The sequence below is a fragment of the Salinimonas profundi genome (genome assembly GCF_014750655.1).
Classification (GTDB): domain Bacteria; phylum Pseudomonadota; class Gammaproteobacteria; order Enterobacterales; family Alteromonadaceae; genus Alteromonas; species Alteromonas profundi_A.
The window spans coordinates 72,751-89,843 of the sequence record NZ_JABBXD010000007.1 but is presented as its reverse complement, the minus strand read 5'-3'; the positions used below and the strand labels follow the sequence as shown (position 1 = coordinate 89,843).

The 17,093-nt window shown below is 48.0% G+C and carries 14 protein-coding genes; 4 read left to right on the top strand and 10 right to left on the bottom strand.

The window, feature by feature from the left end; translation table 11 throughout:
• The first annotated feature begins 77 nt into the window (after positions 1-77).
• Positions 78-2,942 (top strand): bifunctional [glutamate--ammonia ligase]-adenylyl-L-tyrosine phosphorylase/[glutamate--ammonia-ligase] adenylyltransferase, encoded by a 2,865-nt coding sequence (gene glnE, locus HHX48_RS12730; protein ID WP_191025685.1) that lies wholly within the window; start codon positions 78-80, stop codon positions 2,940-2,942.
• Positions 2,943-2,963: 21 nt separating this feature from the next.
• On the opposite strand, the gene HHX48_RS12725 is transcribed toward glnE, so the two are convergent.
• The 7 genes from HHX48_RS12725 to HHX48_RS12695 all read right to left on the bottom strand — a co-directional run bounded on the left by HHX48_RS12725 (position 2,964) and on the right by HHX48_RS12695 (position 9,922).
• Positions 2,964-3,557, bottom strand: coding sequence for a TcpQ domain-containing protein (locus HHX48_RS12725; protein WP_191025684.1), 594 nt, complete (start codon positions 3,555-3,557; stop codon positions 2,964-2,966).
• A 67-nt stretch (positions 3,558-3,624) separates the two neighbouring features.
• Positions 3,625-4,551: an LpxL/LpxP family Kdo(2)-lipid IV(A) lauroyl/palmitoleoyl acyltransferase gene (gene lpxL, locus HHX48_RS12720; protein ID WP_191025683.1), complete on the bottom strand. Its 927-nt coding sequence runs from the start codon at positions 4,549-4,551 to the stop codon at positions 3,625-3,627.
• Positions 4,552-4,699: 148 nt separating this feature from the next.
• Complete coding sequence (locus tag HHX48_RS12715; RefSeq protein WP_191025681.1) at positions 4,700-4,957, bottom strand: DUF3081 family protein; 258 nt, start codon at positions 4,955-4,957, stop codon at positions 4,700-4,702.
• An 83-nt stretch (positions 4,958-5,040) separates the two neighbouring features.
• The gene (locus HHX48_RS12710; RefSeq protein WP_191025679.1) at positions 5,041-5,577 is read right to left on the bottom strand and encodes an outer membrane beta-barrel protein; all 537 of its coding nucleotides are present in this window, start codon (positions 5,575-5,577) and stop codon (positions 5,041-5,043) included.
• Positions 5,578-5,612: 35 nt separating this feature from the next.
• Complete coding sequence (locus tag HHX48_RS12705) at positions 5,613-6,809, bottom strand: hypothetical protein (protein WP_191025677.1); 1,197 nt, start codon at positions 6,807-6,809, stop codon at positions 5,613-5,615.
• A 4-nt stretch (positions 6,810-6,813) separates the two neighbouring features.
• Positions 6,814-7,620, bottom strand: a complete 807-nt coding sequence (locus tag HHX48_RS12700) for an outer membrane lipoprotein-sorting protein (RefSeq protein WP_191025676.1) — start codon at positions 7,618-7,620, stop codon at positions 6,814-6,816.
• Entirely contained in the window at positions 7,598-9,922 is a 2,325-nt protein-coding gene (locus HHX48_RS12695; protein ID WP_191025674.1) for an efflux RND transporter permease subunit, read from the bottom strand. Before HHX48_RS12695 ends, HHX48_RS12700 begins: the two co-directional genes overlap by 23 nt.
• Before the next feature lie 259 nt (positions 9,923-10,181).
• On the opposite strand from HHX48_RS12695, the gene HHX48_RS12690 reads away from it, so the two are divergent.
• The 3 genes from HHX48_RS12690 (at position 10,182) to HHX48_RS12680 (ending at position 13,981) form a co-directional block, all read left to right on the top strand.
• Positions 10,182-12,446, top strand: coding sequence for an acyl-CoA dehydrogenase (locus HHX48_RS12690; RefSeq protein ID WP_191025672.1), 2,265 nt, complete (start codon positions 10,182-10,184; stop codon positions 12,444-12,446).
• Between the two features lie 200 nt (positions 12,447-12,646).
• The gene (locus HHX48_RS12685) at positions 12,647-13,231 is read left to right on the top strand and encodes a thymidine kinase (protein WP_191025868.1); all 585 of its coding nucleotides are present in this window, start codon (positions 12,647-12,649) and stop codon (positions 13,229-13,231) included.
• A 3-nt stretch (positions 13,232-13,234) separates the two neighbouring features.
• Positions 13,235-13,981, top strand: a complete 747-nt coding sequence (locus HHX48_RS12680; protein ID WP_191025670.1) for an SDR family oxidoreductase — start codon at positions 13,235-13,237, stop codon at positions 13,979-13,981.
• A 262-nt stretch (positions 13,982-14,243) separates the two neighbouring features.
• Here the strand turns inward: HHX48_RS12680 and HHX48_RS12675 are convergent, their stop codons facing one another.
• The 3 genes from HHX48_RS12675 to HHX48_RS12665 form a co-directional block, all read right to left on the bottom strand.
• Entirely contained in the window at positions 14,244-15,269 is a 1,026-nt protein-coding gene (locus HHX48_RS12675) for a LacI family DNA-binding transcriptional regulator (protein ID WP_191025668.1), read from the bottom strand.
• A 167-nt stretch (positions 15,270-15,436) separates the two neighbouring features.
• Complete coding sequence (gene upp, locus HHX48_RS12670; protein WP_191025866.1) at positions 15,437-16,066, bottom strand: uracil phosphoribosyltransferase; 630 nt, start codon at positions 16,064-16,066, stop codon at positions 15,437-15,439.
• A 164-nt stretch (positions 16,067-16,230) separates the two neighbouring features.
• Positions 16,231-16,974 (bottom strand): class I SAM-dependent methyltransferase, encoded by a 744-nt coding sequence (locus HHX48_RS12665; RefSeq protein WP_191025666.1) that lies wholly within the window; start codon positions 16,972-16,974, stop codon positions 16,231-16,233.
• Between the last annotated feature and the right edge of the window lie 119 nt (positions 16,975-17,093).

The window sequence follows — 17,093 nt, the reverse complement described above, 5'->3', positions numbered from 1 at the left end:
TGTGACAGACTCTGCGTCATTATTCATGCAATCAGCCTGCAATCCAAATTCAGGCGGTGACGATGAGGTCGTGTATTATGCCTACGCAAGAGCAGATGAACAGGATTATCAGGGAAAAAGCCCAGACTTTCTGGCAACATCATCAGGACGCCCCGCACTTGCAAGATGCCGTTCCGTCACACGACCACGCAAACTACAGTCTCCCGGGCTTAAGCCGGTTTCTCGGACGAGTTCTTGAGCAGCAGAACACGGAACAGCTGGATAGCGCAGCGCTATCCTCTGAGCACTACAGTGACGCTCTGCATGATGCACTGGCACCGGTGAAAACCGAAGAGCAACTGATGCGCGTGCTGCGGGAATTTCGTAATACCCAGATGGCTGCCATCGCACATTGCGACTTATTGAATAACCAGGATATTGAAGCCTCTGTAGAGCGTGTCTCAGCCCTGGCTGATGCCTTAATTCTGGGCGCCTGCGACTGGCTTTATAATCACCTGAGTGAGCGCTATGGCAAACCTGCCGGTCCACACGGCCCGCAACCAATGATTATCCTGGGAATGGGGAAGCTTGGCGGCAGGGAGCTCAATTTCTCATCAGATATCGATTTAATTTTTTGCTATCCCTACAAAGGCGAAACCGAAGGCGGACGCAAACAGGTCGAGAACCAGCAGTTTTTTAACCGCCTGGCGCAAAAGCTCATTAGCGCCTTAAATACGGTAACCGCACAAGGGCAAGTGTTCCGGGTAGATATGCGACTGCGTCCGTTCGGGGACAGCGGCCCGCTGGTCACGCATTTTGCCGCCCTTGAAGATTATTATCAGGAACAGGGAAGAAACTGGGAACGGTTTGCCATGATAAAGGCACGTGCAATAACCCCTGACTCACCCTATGTGGATGAACTGCTTGATATTCTGCGCCCTTTTACCTTCAGACGCTATCTCGACTTCACCACGATCGATGCACTTCGGCATATGAAAGGACTGATTAACCGTGAGATTCGGCGGCGTGGCTTAAAAGACAACATCAAACTGGGCGCCGGTGGCATCCGCGAAATTGAGTTTTTTGCGCAAAGTTTTCAGCTGATTCATGGCGGACGCGAGCCTGATCTGCAGCGGCGCAGCCTTAAGCGCACATTACATACCTTGTCCGAGCTGGATATTGTAGAACCGGATACTATTCGTCAGCTCTACGGTCATTATTGTTTTTTACGTAAAGTTGAACACACGCTACAGCAGTTTGATGATCAACAAACCCAGACTCTGCCTGATGAAGACTGGCCTAAAGCCGTGCTTTGCAAGGTTATGGGATTTATTGATTATGAGACCTTTTACGAAGAGCTGACACAGCGAATGAAGGAAGTGCATGCGCAGTTCAACGCATTGGTAAGCGAACATCATGAGGCTCACTCCCATGAAGATTCGTTGTTTCAGGTGTGCAACGATGTCTGGCAGGTAGATATGGACAGACAGGAGCTGTGTGCATTGCTTACTCCCTACATGGACGATGACAACGCCGATGCGGTTTACGAGCAGCTCATGGAATTTCGCGCCAACCTGCGGCAATTTCGCATGGGCGAACGGGGTCTGCGTACCCTTGATGCGCTCATGCCGGAATTACTGCATACGCTCATCGAAACTTCGCCCAACCGGATTCATCGGGTTATGCCCCGCTTGCTGGATGTGATCCGGTCTATTACAGGCCGAACCACCTATCTGACTTTGCTGTTAGAAAACCTGGATGTGCTGAACCAGTTGGTCAAACTTTGTGAACGCAGTGAGTGGATAGCCAAGCAAATCCAGCGCTTTCCATTATTGTTAGATGAGCTACTGACCCCGCTTTATTTAGAACAGCAAAATACCGGCTTAGAGGAAAGTCGCAGGGAGTATGAGGACGAATTACGTCAACAGTTGCTGCGTGTCGACCCCGACGATGTTGAACTGTCGATGGATGCATGCCGGCAGTTCAAGCTGTGTCAGCAACTGCGCATTGCGGCCTCTGATATAAGCGGCTCGCTACCAGTGGTCAGAGTCAGTGATAAACTTACCGTGCTGGCAGAAGTGCTGCTGGATACCGTCATTTATCAGGCATGGGAACAGGTTGCAGCTCGCTATGGTACGCCTGAACACCTGGAAGGTAACCACCGCGGATTTGCCGTTATTGGCTATGGCAAGCTGGGTGGCTATGAACTGGGTTATGGCTCCGATTTAGATTTGGTGTTTATTCATAACGCACCAACAGATGCATCAACCAACGGAAAAAAATCAGTGGGGGCGCAGCAGTTTTATATCAAACTGGCGCAGCGCATCATGCATTTACTAAATACCAATACGATATTCGGTCAGCTTTATGAAACTGACCTGAGACTGCGGCCATCAGGCTCAGCCGGCCTGCTCTGTTGTCACATTGACGGGTTTGAAAGTTATCAGCAACAGCAAGCCTGGACATGGGAGCATCAGGCATTGGTCCGCGCGCGCGGCGTGGCGGGTGACAGCAGCTTGCTGGCATCATTTGATAAAGTCCGCCATGCAGTGTTAACCAAAGCCAGGGATACAGACTCCCTTCGTGATGACGTGGTGTCGATGCGTAAAAAAATGCGTGACCATTTAAATTCAGGGACGCAATCTGATATTGATTTGAAACAATGCGAAGGGGGAATTGCTGACATAGAGTTTCTGACCCAGTTCTGGGTCCTGGCCTGGTCAGATAAACATGAATCGCTCACCCGATATACGGATAATACGCGGATCCTGAATATGGCAATGACCCTTGGCATTATCGATAATAAGGTTTGTGATAATCTGGTTGGTGCGTATCAGTCGCTGCGTGACCAGTATCATCAGCTAACGCTGGCAGATGATAAGCTGGCAAAACACTCTGAACAGTTAGAGGCATTGCTGAACAATGTTAAACGTATCTGGCAGCAAGTGCTGGGCAGTGAATAGATGTTATCAGCGGCTGCAGAGTCAGCGCTTTCTGCAGTTGTTGTCCAGATATTCTGACGGTTTGGCCGTGACCACCAATGTTCGCTGTCCCGGACAGACAAAAGTTTCGACATCACCACTGAAGTTGCTGTCTACGGCAGCAGCGATTTTGTCCAGAGAGCCAACAAGCGTATCATCCATCTGAAAGTGATGCTTGATGACAAAGTCCTGATCAAGATCCCAGATAACCTGCATGCCTTCTTTCTCAGCGTAGGCAGAAATTGCCTCGCGCAGTGTTCTGCCCGCTTTAAAGGAGCGATGCTTATGCTCACCGACCCAGTTTTTTCTGACCGGCCTTAATTCACTGGACATCGTCTGTAGCCGGGTTTCTAAAGTGCCGTTATCACGGCTAATGTCTATAACGAAATCGTCTTCTGAGACTTCGTCCTGCTGGTCAGGTCCCATTCTGAACTGACTGTAAAAGTCGCTCAGACCTTTAGACACGCTGCGCTTTTCTTCGCTATCGCCGGAAGATTGTTGCCAGAAGATGACGGCTGCAGCAATCACAATCAGCGCCAGGGCAATAACACATTGTCTTATCCAGAACCGCTTACCTGAATAATTTTTCGTCGTCATTCTCAGCCATCTTCCTGTAATTGTATCCGTCTGATTGTAGAAAAAAGCTCGTGCTTTTTGCAATTAGCTAATCGTATAACGACGGGTCGTCCTTATCGGGTCTTGTTTTAAAACGTTTGTGCATCCACAAATAACTTTCTGGTTGCTCGGCAACGACCTCAGCCACCTTTTCATTCAGTTTGGTTAGCGCCGCTTCGTCATCCAGTGATGCCAGTTCAGGCATAGGTGGATATATCTTTACCTTATAACCATTTGCTGTGTACTGCGAGGTAAAAATCATCGGCATACAATCTGCCCGCCGCGCAAACATTAATGTGGCAGTAGATGTCGCGGTCTGTGAAACACCACCAAAAGGAACAAAAATACTCTGCGAACGCCCATAATCCTGATCGGGCAAATACAGACACAGTTCCTGGTTATCCAGCGCCGCAATGAGCGCGCGGGCATTACGTTTGTGGATCATGTATTTATTGGAGCGGGCCCGGCCATGATACTGCAGGTAATCGATCAGCGGGTTATTGTGCTTACGATAAAAGGCAATTGCCGGATGGGTATAGCCCAGACCACGGCAGGCAAATTCCAGATTCATATTGTGCAGCGCCAGTCCGAACACACCTTTATTTTGAGCCAACGCGGCCTCGACATGCTCATAACCTTCGATGGTAAAGTGACGTTTGATACGCCATCCGGGCCACCACCATCCCATGGCGGTTTCAAACAACGCCATCCCGGCTCTGCGCAGATTTTCACGTGTTAACCTTTCCACTTCAGCTTCGCTGAGATGCGGCCAGGTAAGACTGATATTTCGCCGGGCGATTTTCACGCGCTTGGGGACAATACGTCCAATCAATCTGCCGGCACCACTTCCAATCGCGCGGATCCATGAGAACGGCAACCAGGTGAGCACATATAAAATAACCACGCCTAACCAGACTAACCAGTATCTGGGGCCTAAAAATGCCAGTTTAAATGAAGGGGGTGTGATTGCTGACAACGAAAAACTACCTGAAAAATTTTTCGGTTATTGTACCTGTACTTGCTACGGATACCAATGGCGGGCCAAAATAGCCACCCGGAATTCAGCGCATAAAAAAGCCCGCCTTGAGGCGGGCTTAGCGAGATAACTGGCGTTGTGAACGCCGTTAATACTCTTCGTCTATCTCTTTAAGCTTTTTAGTGAACTGTTTTACATGCTCATCACTTTCATAATCATAATGATACTGATTATGGAAGCCATATTGCAGTTTCACCTTTGGATCCTCTACAAATAATGTATAGCCGTCCATATCGGTGAATGCAGTAATGCCGTTAAGCAGATAACGGTCATCCTGTTTGGTGCCAAACTGACGAATCTTATCAAACACGCGAAGTATGAAAGTATTGTCCAACTCATTCTTCATGAATATCAGTACCCCTTAACTGGTTTACCTATTCATACCGCCTGACTGAAGGGAAAGTTTACTTCGACCCTAAGATTTAGCAGCTAGTTAAAGTTGTATCTGTATGCCACATTGAACAGATTCGCCGTCAGGTCATCTTCACCATAAATATATTCATACTCCAGACGAATCATGCTGTTAAGACCGACATGAAAATCAAAGCCTAATCCGGCCATCCCGGCAAACACACCTTCGTCGAACGCACACTGTCCGGCCTGACTTGCAGGACCGTCACAGGCTGTTTCCAGCGTGCGATAACCGCTGACATCTGCCCGCATGACACCCAGCTTATAATACAGCTCCCCCTGGCGGCCGCCAGCCTTGCCTAAAACAGCAAGATACAGCGCGTCGGCTTTCATATCCGCCTGGTCGGTTTCTTCGTCGAATAATCGCTTGTAGCCAGCTTCAAAATACCATTTGGGCGCAAACTCATGTCCTAATGCCAGATTCAGATTTTCGCTGCTGGCTTCGGCATTTTCAAAGTCGGCATCGGTGTAGCCCGCCCCGATAACGCCATATAATTTATCCGTAGCCTGTGCACTCACGCTGGCCAACGCCATAAGTGCAGCTATCCATTTCATTTTCATGACTCTGTTACCGCTAATTTTTTTAAGAGTTAGAAGAAGTATTCAAGTGTGACCTGAAGGTGGTCATCACGACGCATATAATAGAAGGTGTCAGTTTCATCATCGGAAGAAAACAAATAGGCATCAACTTTCCAGCGCCAGTTATCAGTGATACGGCTGGACGCTTCAACAAATGCGTTATAAGTATCAGACTCATCTAAATCCTGTACAAATCCCGCCAGCACCTCAGTACCGTCAATATCATTGAATGACCAGCGTACCCCGGCCATCAGATCATTCTGACCGGTAGCAAAAAAATTGTTGTCACGCTCGTCGTATTGATATTCCATCAAAAAGCCAAGGTCATGCGTGGTCCCAAGCACACCCACTGTGGTGCGCTCAAAACCGGCAACAGCAGCCAGAAAATCCTCACTCTGCCCTTCGCGATATATACCTTCCAATTTCAACAGCCAGGAACCCTGAACTTTTAACAGATCCAGACCGAATTGCTGAATCTGTGCATAGTAGGGAAAGATATACGGGTCAGTAATTTCTTCCTGCGCGACGCTCAACTCGGGCTCTCGGGTTGTCCCGTTAAAGTAAGATAAACCCACTTCATAGTCGCCAAAGCTGTTCTGATACCGAAGGGCAAAATCGATATGATTTTGCTCTGCATCAGATTCATACTGCGCGCGGTCTGAAACAATAGGAAGAGGCGGTCTTAAACGGCCATCCACCCCGGGGAAAGTACGTTCACGAAAGTATGGCAGGATATATGCTGACGCTGTCCCCCAGTCGCCGTAGGTAGTAAAGTTAACCATGGGCTGGCCCAGCTTATCCTCGCCGTCAACCTGTTCAACCATATCTGTCTGGTTGATAATATCCACCAGGTGCAGTGACTCAGTCTGGCCCCAGAATACTTTGCCTATTCCAACCCGGGTTTCCCACTCATCAGCCACATGCAACCACTGAAGCTCTCTGATATCCCAGTGCGTTCTTTCATCATCCTGATTATCAAGCCGTGCAAAGGGTTTGAAAAGCAGACTGTCCTGACCGTCGTTCCACTCAGTATAAGCTTCTGGTTCGATAGCTACTGATGCCTGAGTGCGGGGCTGACCAGGATAGGCAGCATCCTGCAAAAAGTAGCGTCCCTCAAACGAGGTACTCCCACCAAGCTCAACCTCGGCTTGCGATGAAAAAGAGGCAGCGACCAGCGCTGCCATAACGGAAAGTTTTGGTTTAATCATGCGATTAACGTGCTCTGCGCAAACTGTTTTTATCAAAATCTGACTCATCAAGATCCTGTTTAAATTTCAGGTTTTCTGTAACCAGTTCAGTTGATTTACCGGTTTGATGATTATACATGTAGCTTCGTTGAGGACGCCAGAATGTGGTGCCATCAACTTTATGACTTTGGTAATCCTCAAATTCCAGCGTTTTAAGCTCATCACCTTTCTTATCAAAGAAATCAACTTTGCGTACACGGTAATGTTTCTGGTCTATCCACACGATTTGTTTTGAATAGCCTGAAAATTCATCCTGTGGAATCTGCTCGATGACAAAAACTTTGTCGCCCTGATAAGTATCTTCACGTAAAAAGTCATACTTAAACTTTTCCACTTCGAAAGACGTCATATCTTCAAAGGCAAATTCGCTGCTCATGAACGGGCCTGATTTATTTCTGGAGGCGATGCGTTTTACCCGCTTAATTGCTGGCAAATAAATCCACTGCTCATCAGGTTCCATTGCGTGAGAGAAACTTAAAAACGCCGTACCGCTAACATCGCGGGGGGAGTCAAACACCGTCAGGGCTTTATCGCCGTCTTCTTCCATTTCAAGGGTGTCTACCCGCATCTCGCGAGTCGCTTCCTGACCGCTGGCATTACGCAGAATCATGGTAATTTCCGCGACACTGTTCTGCCAGCCGCGATCACGATCCTTACGCTCTTTGGCGATTTTCAATCCCTGCTTTTCCGATTTCTCATCAGCAAACGCTGGCATCGCCAGCGCGACGGCTACCAATAAAAACCAGGTATTAATTCGTTTCAGATTTTGCATCTTGCTCACCTCTGGACTGCTTTTTTTCGCGATCTAACCACATTAAAAATGCTGGAAGGAACAACAGATCTACCAGTAATGCGGCGACAATTATTATTACCGTAAGCGTACCCATATCAGAGTTCAGTCTGAAACTGGATAGCATCAATATTCCAAATCCTGCAGCCAGTACCAGTGTCGTCGTCACCAACGCCTGGCCAACTGTTGCAAATGTATATCCGATCGCATCGCGGACACGTTGCCCTTTATCACGCGCGATCTGATATTTAGACAAAAAGTGAACGGTGTCGTCCACGATTATCCCCATGGTCATACTCAGTACTACTGACAATGCCATGTTGATTTGCCCGGAAACCATTCCCCAGACACCGAACCCGATACCAGCGGGAATCAGATTCGTCATTAAACTGACCAGCCCCAGTCGCCAGGAACGTAGCGCAATAAAAATAAGGCCTGAGATAAGAACCAGTGCCAACAGGGTTCCCCACACCATACTTTTCATATTGCGGGCGCCAATATGGGCAAACATTAACGGCGGGCTAGCCGCTTCTACTCGCAAGTTTGGTGCCAGCTCACCAAAATAAGCTTTAGCGCGACGCTCAAACTCGGTAAATTCGTTGCTCCCAAGGTTATCTAATACGGCGATAACCCGCACGGCAGATTTGTTTATATCGATTTGATTATTCAGATCAAGGCCATAAGGCAGCGACATTTCGTACAATAAAAGGTATTGCGAGGCTTCTTCCTGCGTTTCTGGCAAGCGATAAGCGTCTGGATTATCGTCGTTCATGTTCATGTTCAGTCGCTTCATGGTATCACTGAAACTGGTAACATGATTGACTTCGGGCTGTTCGCCGAGCCAAGTTGAAAACGCGTCTACTTTTTGCAACACATCCGGATTAGTCACGCCGTATTCTTCGTCGGTATAGACAACAAAATCAATGTTCGACATACCGCCCATTGTTTCTTCCTGTACATTCACGGCCTGTCTGAACGTACTTGAATCGCCAAAGTATTTGACTGCAATGTCATTGAGCACATTGTTGGTAGAAAATACCAGTGCTACTACGACAACAAAGACCGAAATGGGTAATACCCGGCGATGATGCTGGCAAATCCATTCACTGGCCTGAACGTAGCGCGAGTGACTCTGCGAATGCTTTGAAGCAACCCGTAACGGCGCCAGATTCAATATCGCTGGCAGTACAGTCAAGGAGAACAGACAGGCAAACATCACCCCGACAGCTGTCATGTTTCCTAAATCGGAAAGAATAGGTACGGCTGAGAAATTAAGCATCAAAAAGCCTATCGCCGTGGTCGCACTGGTGATGAAAACCGGCTTGGTGTTCACTTTCAGACTTTCTGCCAGGGCTTCATGCTTAGCCATCCCCTGACCGGCGAACTGCCTGAAACTGACAATCACATGAATACAGTCAGCAACAGCCAGTGTCATCACCATCGTGGGTACGTTCACCGTAGCCGTGCTCAGGAAGATACCCGCCCAGCCGGCCAGCCCCATGGTTACCACAATACAGGACCCGACAATTAACAGGGTCGCCAGGGCAGAAACCACAGACCGGGTGAGTAGCGCTATCATCACGGTAATCACCACAAACATTAGCGGTATTAATGTTTGCGCATCATCTTGCGCAGCCACGGCAAACGCATCATTCATGATCACCATACCGGTCAGATAGATATCGTGTTCCGGATACGCCTGCTCATATTTGGTTTGCAGCTCGCGGGCATAGTCCGCGATTTCGATCACTTCTTTGGTCTGATCCCCATCCGGAAGCTGAATAGTGGCATTTATTACCGCCACATCGCCGCCATCAGATACCAGCCGACCATCAATTTCAGGCACTTGCTGTACAACATTTCTGACCCAGTCAACGTGATCGTTATCGTACTGGCCTTGCCGGATGAGGTCAGTAACAACCAAATCATCCTGTTCTGCATAGGTGTGCTGATAGTTTGAAATGGACTCTACCCGGGTAGACAGCGGCAGCTGCCAGGCATCCTCAGTAAGCTGATAAATCAGCTCAAAGGTATCTGACTGATAAACGGTTTCATTTTTCGGCACAATAAGAAACGACACATTTTCGCTTTTATTGAAAATGTTCTGCATATCTTCAAATGCTTTGCGCTGAGGGTTATCAGGCTCGAAGAACACCTTGTAATCGCCGCGAAAATAAAGATTCTGCGCGCCCCAGCCAGTGGCAGCACAAAGAAAAACGAAGAGTAATATCGCAAGCTTAGGAGAGTGAAGACACCACTTCATCCATCCGGGCAGTTTTTGCATGAACAGGCGAATCCTTATTGGGAAATAACGTGCCACAGTGTAGCGAGATTTATCCTCAAGTATAAGCCACTAAGCGGTTTTTATTCTTATTCATAGGTATGCGGACGAATGAGAGAGTGGGTATATGCCTTCCGCGACGTCCGCTTTCAACGTTAAATTTTAGTCAGACAATTAACATTTTTCTTACCCTCATTTGATCTTTAGAAATTTTGATGTAAACTTCACTCAAACAACTGGTCAGATGAGCGGATGAGTTATTATGAGTATTAGAAAAAGCCTGAAAAAAGTCCTTCCTCCAATTTCTGTTACCGAGCAGGAAGCACTGGACGCTGGTGACATTTGGATTGAGTCATCAATCTATCAGGGTAAGCCTGATATGGACGCGCTGCGAGCAGTCCCTAAAGCTCAGTTAAGCGCTGACGAACAAGCCTTTATGGACGGTCCGGTACATGAACTGCTGGGCATGATTGATGATTTCGAGCTGGCGAACAGCACGCATATTCCTAAAGAAATTCTGGATTTTCTGGGCAAGAATCGTTTCTTTTCAATGATCATTCCAAAGAAATTTGGTGGTCTTGAATTCAGCCCCTATGCTAACTCTACAATTGTTGCCACCATCGCAGCGCGTAGCGGTGCGATTGCCGTTACGGTAATGGTGCCTAACTCTTTAGGCCCGGGCGAACTGTTAATGCATTATGGCACGACAGAACAGCAGGATTATTGGCTGCCGCGTCTGGCGGTTGGTCAGGATATTCCGTGTTTTGCACTGACCAGCCCGGAAGCAGGTTCAGACGCCGGCGGTATCCCTGATGCTGCAATCGTAACCAAAGGTCAGTGGAACGGCGAGGAAGTCGTTGGATTATCCGTTACCTGGGACAAGCGTTATATCACGCTGGCACCTATTGCCACGGTACTGGGTCTGGCGTTTAAAGTGTACGATCCAAACGGGTTGCTGGGTGGCAAAGAAGAGCTTGGTATTACTTGTGCCCTTCTGCCTAAGACACATCCGGGTGTAGAGCTGGGTAATCGTCACGACCCTATGGGCCAACGTTTTTATAACGGTACAACCCGTGGTAAAGATGTATTTATTCCTATGGAATTTATCATCGGTGGACAAAAGAATATCGGTCGTGGCTGGCAAATGCTGGTCAGCTGTCTGGGTGCCGGTCGCGGTATTTCACTGCCGGCGATGGGCGTAGCCACTGCACAGTCTTCATTCAAGGCCGCGGCAGAATACAGCTTTGTACGTGAACAGTTCGGTTTACCTATTGGCCGTTTTGAAGGTATTCAGGGCAAAATGGCAGATATTGCCGGAAAAACATTCCTGCTTGAGTCTATGCGTGTTTTGACCACTGAAGGTCTGGGCATGGGGCTGAAGCCGTCTGTTGTGACTGCCATTGCCAAATATCATATGACTGAGCTGGGCCGTGATGTGCTTAATTCAGCCATGGATATTCAGGCAGGTAAGGCCATTCAGCGTGGTCCACAAAATACGTTGGCCGGTGCATACAGTGCCGTACCTATTGCGATTACGGTAGAAGGTGCGAATATCCTGACCCGTAACCTGATGATTTTTGGTCAGGGCGCAATGCGTTGTCACCCGTACCTGAAAGAAATGGTTGATCTGATCCACAGCGATGACAGCAGTGCTGATGGTGAGTTTAATAAGGTATTACGTAAAACCATCAGCTTCAGTGTGAAAAATTCGCTGCGCAGTATTGCGCAAAGCTACGCCCCTTTTGCCCGTAACGCTAAGTCGGCATTGCCTGAAGTACGCAAATATGAAAAGCGTATGAACAGCATCGCAGCGAAACTCGCACCACTGGCAGACTTATCGCTGGCAGTGTTGGGTGGTGATCTGAAAAAAGCCGAACTGCTTTCAGCGCGTTTGGGTGATGTGATGAGCTACCTGTATGGTGCCATGGCGTCAGTTCGTTTTTACGAGCAGCGCATTGAGGATCGTCAGCAGGCGCGTCCGTTCTTTGACTATGCGATGCAGTGGAGTCTGATGCAGGCAGAGCAGGCAATTGTTGATTTCATCAATAATTTCCCGAATACGCCTACCCGCGGTCTGATGCGTGTTCTGACTAATACTTACAGCAACAGTGTAAGTGGTATTTCAGACAAGCTGGTAAATGAACTGGCGGCAGCGTCAATGCAGGACAGCAGTGTGAAAGCACAGCTTACCCACCTGGTGCGCGTAATGCCTGGCGACGGTAATGATATTAACGAGCAGGCGTTCAAAGCCAAGCACGCGGTTGCCCACCTGCTGAGCAAAGTGCAAAAAGCTTTGCGCAAAGAACCTGTGGTGCCATTTGTATCATTTGAAAATGCACTGAATAAGCTTCAGGAGAAAGGCGTTATTAATGCCTCTGAAGCCGAACAGCTGCATGATTACAATGAGAAGCGCAAGCTGGCGGTTCGGGTTGACGAGTTTACGTTTGACCTGGAGCTGCTTTCGCCGGAAGAAACAATGCCGGATGTCACACCAGAGTCTGACAGCGATAAAACTGAAGCTGCTTAACAGGCGTTCAGTAATATCGGAATAGTAAACAGGAGCCTCAGGCTCCTGTTTTTATTTCAGGCCCTGCAAATGCTCGCATCCGAAGCACGACATATTTTTCACACATCCGGCTGCCCGTTAGTTACAATAGCGATTTGTTCACCTGGGCTGGCGATGTTATCACTGCCCTGTCCTTCCCCGATAATAATAACGAAACGACTATGGCACAGCTTTATTTCTATTATTCGGCAATGAATGCCGGCAAATCTACCGCACTTTTACAGTCTGCCTATAACTATAAAGAGCGCGGCATGCACACCATCATATTTACGGCAGCATTAGATGATCGGTATGGCGTAGGCAAAGTCGCCTCCCGCATTGGCTTACAGGCCGATGCACTGCTATTTACAGATACTGATGACTTATTTGAGAATGTCAGGACACAACAGGCCGAACAAAAACTGGATTGTGTATTTATTGACGAGGCGCAGTTTCTGACCCGCGATCAAGTTCGTCAGTTGGTAGAGGTGGTTGATGAGTTGAATATTCCGGTACTCGCGTACGGGCTTCGTACCGACTTTCTGGGCGAAACGTTTCAGGGCAGTCATTATCTTCTGGCCTGGGCTGATAAATTAGCAGAGCTCAAGACGGTCTGCCATTGCGGCCGCAAAGCCAGCTTTGTAGTTCGTCTTGATGATAATGGTCAGGCAGTGACCTGCGGTGACCAGGTGCAGATAGGCGGAAACGATCGGTACGAGTCTATGTGCCGTAAGCACTTCAAACAACTCGTCTGGGATAAACCGTAATCAATGCGACGAAATATTTTAATCACCGGCGCCAGTTCCGGGCTTGGCCGGGGTATGGCTATTGAATTTGCCAGAAAAGGCCATAATCTGGCGCTGTGCGCTCGGCGCAAGGACCATCTCGAATCGCTTCGAAATGAATGCCTTTCAATTAACCGCAGTCTCAAAGTTCGTATACAGGTTCTTGATGTAAATGATCATGATGCTGTCTTTGAGGTTTTTCATGGCTTTGCCAAAGAGCTGGGCAAGCTTGACAGAATTATTGTCAATGCGGGTATGGGGAAAGGTGCGTCGATCGGCACCGGTCATTTTGCGGCCAATAAGGAAACCGCGACGACTAATTTTGTCTCGGCACTGGCACAGTGCGAAGCTGCAATGGAAATATTTCGAAAGCAGAATCACGGTCATCTGGTCACGGTGTCATCCGTCAGCGGCATTCGGGGTTTCAGGCGCGCTCTGACGGTTTATGCAGCAACTAAAGCTGCCTTGTCGTCATTGTCAGAAGGGATCCGGGTCGACGTCATGAACACGCCTATAAAGGTTACAACGGTTCATCCAGGCTTTATTCGTTCTGCCATCAATGAAAAAGTGAAAAATGTGCCCTTTATTGTGGATACGGAAACTGGCTGTAAAGCATTGGTCAAAGCTATTAATAAAGAGCCTGCTAATGCATTTGTTCCGGTTTGGCCATGGGCGTTTGTGCGTTATTTTCTTCGTGTCGCCCCGTTATCAGTGTTGTCCAGAATGAGTTAGATTCAAAAAATACTATTGCATTAATAGGTTTTAATCTTTTTACTATATCTACATTTACGTGCATCCTGCTTCATTACTCATTACAAGGGATACACACTCATGCATTTATTAAAAAAACTTTTCAATTCGCAATCAAAGTCGGTCGCCGGAAAATCTTCACAGGTTATTTGCAACTATCGGGATAACTACTACGGCGATCAGGTTTGCACAGGAAAACTGCCTGGTTAAGATAGCAGTAAAAAGCCTGCTTAATATAGCAGGCTTAAACGGTTTCACCGCTGATAATATCGTAAGACATTACCGTATTTTCTGAGGCGTTCTCCAGCAATTTTGTCGCCGCTAACTCGCCTTTTGCAATGCTTGACTGACACACCGTGGACAGATTTGGACGGGTACGTGCCGCCTCATCAATACCATCAAAGCCGGTTATTTTCAGCGATGCAGGCACCTCAATACCTTTGGCCATGGCGCATTGCAATAACTCCAGCGCAATAATATCGCTCATACACAATATTGTTGTAGGTCTTGGTTCGCAGTTAAGCACTTCACTGGCGGCCTGTCTTGCATAAGCGCTCTGGCTTTCCGGAATATGCCAGATCCAGTCGTTTGTAATGTGATTACCCGTCTGCTCAATCGCTTTTAAATACCCTTGCAATCGACGCTGTGCAATAGATGATTCGGCGCCAAACAACGGGCTGTCATAAATGCGGCACGTTGTTGGCGAGTCAATGAGTTTCAGACCAAGAATCGCCACCCGCTCATCGTAGCCCAGTGCTTTAGAGGCAATGTCAAAGGCGGCCTGCTCGTTATCAATATTAACCGACGGCAATCCCTCAATATCGAAATCCACGGTAACCACGGGCTTGACGGCACTTTTCAGCTCCTGTGCCAGAGCCGTGTTTTGTGGCGCGCCGTAGCATATAAAGCCGTCCACAAAATCACTGACATCGCGGATGCTGCCCTCATTACCGCTGAACAGTAGTAAGTGTTTGTTTTGTTTTTGCAGTACTCGTGAGACGCCTTTAATAAACGTACTGGCCACCGGATCACTGACCATATACTCAATGTTATCTGCCAGTATCAGTGCAACAATGCCTGACTCGCCTTTACGTAGTATCTGGGCCGCTTTGTTGGGGCCGTGATAACCGATCTTTTCACATTTTTTCAGGATCTCTTCGCGCTTTTTTGCAGAGAGCTGGTCCGGACGGTTAAAGGCGTTTGAAATCGTCGCAGTGGAGACACCAATAATATCGGCAACACCTTTCAGGGTCAGTTTATTCTTTTTCATACATCTTCAACATGAAAACAAAACGTGTGCACTACAGGCTCGCGCTTTTTTTATTTTAAGCAATCCCTTGCGTATCATCACCTTTCACGGCGCTTATAAAAGTTGTAACTTAATCGATTAAATTTCGCCAGTTTTGTCTGGCATTTATCACATCGATGTAACGGACCTTAACGCGTTCCGAAGATACGGTCCCCGGCATCACCCAGTCCGGGTAAAATATACCCTTGCTCGTTAAGTTTCTCATCAACAGAAGCGGTAAAGATGTCTACATCAGGGTGCGCATTTTGCACCGCGTCAATACCTTCCGGCGCAGCGACCAGAAACAGTCCCATAATGTGGCTGCAACCACGCTGTTTAAGCAAATCAATCGTAGCGACTAAGGTGCCACCGGTTGCCAGCATTGGGTCGACAATCAGTGCGGTACGCTGGTCAATGTCTTTAACCACTTTGTCGAAGTAAGCAACAGGTTCCAACGATTCTTCATCCCGGTATAAGCCGACAACGCTGATCTTGGCGTTGGGAATGAGCTCCATCACCCCATCCAGCATACCCAGACCGGCGCGAAGAATTGGCACAACAGTAATCTTTTTACCTTTAATTTTTTCAACGCTGATTTCATCGCCAGACCAACTTTCAATCGTTGCCTGCTCGGTTTGAAGGTCGCGGGTGGCTTCATAGGTCAGTAGATTCCCTACCTCACTGGCAAGCTGGCGAAAGTCTTTACTGCTCAAGTTAGCTTCCCGCATAACGCCCAGCTTGTGCTGAACCAGCGGGTGTTTAATTTCATACACGGCCATGATTGTCTCCGGTGTGATTGTGGGCATTCGTCAAAATGAATCCCCTCGTACAAATAAATTGGGCGTATTATCCTGATTTGGGCATGGCATTTCGACCTTTGTTATCACTAATTGATAAGAATAGTCTGTAATAGGATGATTTTGGCTGGCATCGGCGCAAACTGCTATTGCGTCTCATCGTTCCGGCTTGATGATTTCTCAATGATGTAGATTAGATCGTTGTAGTGCCAGGCAAGTTTTCCAAATGAAAACAGGTTGACCAACCTGACAAAAATTCTGATGATTCTGTCACGCACAGAACGCTTTCGCAGATAGTTGTTTTTTCCCAACATTGCCTTTATCGTCAAACCTTCCTGTTCACAATAGGTCAGCATACGCTTTCTGGCGAGAGCCTTGTCATAGACGGTCGGGTACGGCAGGTAACCGGGTTTTCCGGCGTTTTTATTGCCTTTAATAAACCGGTAATAGTAAACGTGCAGCCAGTGCGGGGTGTTTCGTGCGATAAAACCATAAACTGAATCCCGGTCAGGTACTTTGATAATCATCAGTCCGCCTGGTTTGAGCCACCGGTTAAAATTTGCCAGCACCAGCGGCACATTGCTGACATGTTCCAACACATACGCAGTATAGATGACGTCATATTGCGCCCTGGGCAACGATACCGTGCGCAGGTCCCCGACAATGACCTCATCCAGATCCCTGAAACGAGCCTGGCGTAGCTGCAGCGCATCTTCATCCAAATCGATACCCGCCAACGTGTATTGCAGTCCCTTCAGGGAAAGCTGCCACTTATTACCACAACCGGCTTCAAGAATCTGCAGCGCGGTATCAGGCCTTGCTTTTTCCCTGATACAACCTTCCAGGATGGTTTTCTCGTGGGATGAGTCAGTCACAACTTGCAAGTTCACCTTTGCTCTCCGTTAAGCCGCTGAACATGCGGTTTTTCGATGACATGAACTGACTTTTACGATGGCGATCTCAGCAAAGATTAATTTTTTACTTCAGGCTACAGCGACGTGCACGCAGG

Excerpts from the sequence above, each read along its gene's own strand:
- glnE (WP_191025685.1), top strand. The coding sequence starts at position 78 with ATGCCTACGCAAGAGCAGATGAACAGGATTATCAGGGAAAAAGCCCAG.
- HHX48_RS12725 (WP_191025684.1), bottom strand. The coding sequence starts at position 3,557 with ATGACGACGAAAAATTATTCAGGTAAGCGGTTCTGGATAAGACAATGT.
- HHX48_RS12715 (WP_191025681.1), bottom strand. The coding sequence starts at position 4,957 with ATGAAGAATGAGTTGGACAATACTTTCATACTTCGCGTGTTTGATAAG.
- HHX48_RS12710 (WP_191025679.1), bottom strand. The coding sequence starts at position 5,577 with ATGAAATGGATAGCTGCACTTATGGCGTTGGCCAGCGTGAGTGCACAG.
- HHX48_RS12705 (WP_191025677.1), bottom strand. The coding sequence starts at position 6,809 with ATGATTAAACCAAAACTTTCCGTTATGGCAGCGCTGGTCGCTGCCTCT.
- HHX48_RS12700 (WP_191025676.1), bottom strand. The coding sequence starts at position 7,620 with ATGCAAAATCTGAAACGAATTAATACCTGGTTTTTATTGGTAGCCGTC.
- HHX48_RS12695 (WP_191025674.1), bottom strand. The coding sequence starts at position 9,922 with ATGCAAAAACTGCCCGGATGGATGAAGTGGTGTCTTCACTCTCCTAAG.
- HHX48_RS12690 (WP_191025672.1), top strand. The coding sequence starts at position 10,182 with ATGAGTATTAGAAAAAGCCTGAAAAAAGTCCTTCCTCCAATTTCTGTT.
- HHX48_RS12685 (WP_191025868.1), top strand. The coding sequence starts at position 12,647 with ATGGCACAGCTTTATTTCTATTATTCGGCAATGAATGCCGGCAAATCT.
- HHX48_RS12680 (WP_191025670.1), top strand. The coding sequence starts at position 13,235 with ATGCGACGAAATATTTTAATCACCGGCGCCAGTTCCGGGCTTGGCCGG.
- HHX48_RS12675 (WP_191025668.1), bottom strand. The coding sequence starts at position 15,269 with ATGAAAAAGAATAAACTGACCCTGAAAGGTGTTGCCGATATTATTGGT.
- upp (WP_191025866.1), bottom strand. The coding sequence starts at position 16,066 with ATGGCCGTGTATGAAATTAAACACCCGCTGGTTCAGCACAAGCTGGGC.